Below are 2,297 nucleotides of genomic sequence, written 5' to 3' on the forward strand. Positions count from 1 at the left end.
TTGCTAAGTTGTTCTGTATACGAAACAGGAGGCATAAGTCCAATGCGTATGTGCGGTGCAGAAGGGACATTGATGCTTTCAAGCGCTACTGGGTGCCGATGGCAGGTTGTAACCCCATGAAGTTGATGCGCCAGATGCCAATAAGTTACACCATAATGAAAAGTATCTTCACGAGCGCAAACCGGGCAAAACTTCAATAGTGTCCGCTGTCCCAGTGAAAAATTACTAAGGCGGCACAATCTATTAAGCCTGGCAGGGGTCGTGTTGAAATCTATAATTTCATTACGACTGATTGGTAGTGCCCAGGCAAACAGAGGGAGTAAAGTCTGTTCATGCCAGAGCTGATCTGCACTTTCGGATGTATGAAGAGAAATAGCCTTTAATCCTGAATTGAGAATTGGATGGACGCTAATATCAGGTTTGTGGAAAATGATCGTTAACAGAGAAGATGGGGACATACCGTTCACGGTAGCTGTCCGACAAAACCGGCTGAACAAGGATTCATCAGGTAAAACAGGTAACATTATCATTTACCCCACCTCTCTTTGACCGTTACGAACTGTTGACCTCATTACAATTTATTAAGTGGATCTGTATTTATAAGCCCGCAACGCTGAAGAGCATCGTAGGAATTTTTCTTTTCAGCTGTTCTGGTGATAACAAGATCATGGTCAAGAGACAGTATTTTCTCGTCGAAATTGCGCATAACCTCGTCTATTTTTCTTACGAATTCCTTGTGCTGTGGCCTGTCTATATCCCCAGGGATCAAAGCTTTTAAGGTCTTATCTGTCATGAACTTAGCCGAAGCATCACCTTCATTAGATGCAGAGAGCCATTTAGCTTCTTCGTCTTCAGTCGCTGCCCCCGGGAGTAAAGTATCCTTATATTCCTCCGTATGACTTACGAGTACCGGTACAGAGGCCGACAAGACTGCACCAGTTATGATTTCATTACCGCTACCGATAACCTTTAATTGTGCCCCCCGATAAATCATCTGAGCCAATCCAATGTTGCCCTTAGATAAAATGAATAATTTTTCGTTTAACTCATCATTTAATGGAGTTTCAACATTTGTCCATTGTAATGGCCATAAATAATGAATAAACGATTGCCAGTCTTGTGAGTCGTATCTGACGTTTGTAATTTTCATATAACCACCAGACTCTGCCCGTCTGGCAATTCTCATTCTCTTTGTCAGAGTCTCGTCGAAAGGATGATTTCCACAAAAAACCATAGATACCCCCATCGAATCTACAATTTCATGTAAAAAATCAATCAACTTACTCTCACCCCCGGTTCTTGAAAATTTAAGCCTCTGCATTTCATCAATAACAAGAATACCCAAAAATGATGATTTTATTCTTTGCGCAATCTGGCGAGCCAGAGCACCATTTCTAATCTCTGGTGTAGTTCGTTCCATCCCAATTGCATCATCTAATTTTTGTAAAATCTCTTCACAAAGATCTCTCACACTTGAATTGTATGGACAATTAATCTTTACCCATACGATTTGCTTACTGAAGCCGGGAAAAACTCCTTTATAGCTGCTGTGTTCTATAATCTGAGGGAAATGATCCATGACTTGCTCGATCATGGTAGTTTTTCCAGAACCACTCATTCCAACTATCGTAATAGTTTCAGCCTGGGATTTAAAATATCCACTTTCGGGTTCAATATCAGGACGCTCAGTTCCATAGTAATGAAGATATTGAATTGTTCCGCTTTTTAAAGGATTACGGGCTGCATAGCTTTCCCTAAGTGCCCGTAAAATCATTTTATAAGCCTGGATAAGATTGGTTTGTGGGCAACGGAATTTCTTTATACGTTCGACATACTGCTCTCTAACATTCGCCGGGGCGGTCCAGCGGATTTTTTCGTCAATTTCGGGGAAATAACTCATTTCCAGAAGTACTTCATCTTCCGTAAGCGCTTCAGGAAGTGCTTCAATTAAGGGATTGCCACGATACTCAGGTAACTCCTGTTCTTTATATATCGCTGAAACGCTCCGTATAAGGTTCATTATTCTGCGTCCTCAGTCTTCTTCTTACCTTTTAACCATCTTTGTTTCTCCTCCCGGCCAGGCAAAAGCAGAACATTACTGGATGAAGGAAGTAGGGGTTCAGGTCTTCCATTAGCAACATCAGTTCGCCCTAATGAATCAAGTTCATTTTTCCTGTTCTTTTTAATATCTTTACCATGTATCCGGCGAGATTCGTATATTTCATTTAATCTTTCATTACCTTTTCTGTTAAATTCATCTTTATTATTGATATTGCTGAGTGAATCCAGAGTAAATA

Annotated in this window: 2 protein-coding genes and 1 pseudogene; all 3 read right to left on the bottom strand. The window is 40.8% G+C overall.

The window, feature by feature from the left end; genetic code table 11:
* The coding region (locus INF68_RS23375) for a TniQ family protein (protein ID WP_227412954.1) at positions 1 to 530 on the bottom strand (530 nt) is incomplete at its 3' end.
* 41 nt (positions 531 to 571) lie between these two features.
* Complete coding sequence (locus tag INF68_RS22865) at positions 572 to 2,020, bottom strand: ATP-binding protein (protein ID WP_032653906.1); 1,449 nt, start codon at positions 2,018 to 2,020, stop codon at positions 572 to 574.
* Positions 2,020 to 2,297 (bottom strand): annotated as a pseudogene (locus tag INF68_RS22870) (hypothetical protein); the annotation flags it as partial. The pseudogene INF68_RS22870 and the gene INF68_RS22865, both read right to left, overlap by 1 nt.

Source organism: Enterobacter cloacae complex sp. P16RS2 (assembly GCF_014982155.1).
GTDB lineage: Bacteria > Pseudomonadota > Gammaproteobacteria > Enterobacterales > Enterobacteriaceae > Enterobacter > Enterobacter cloacae_M.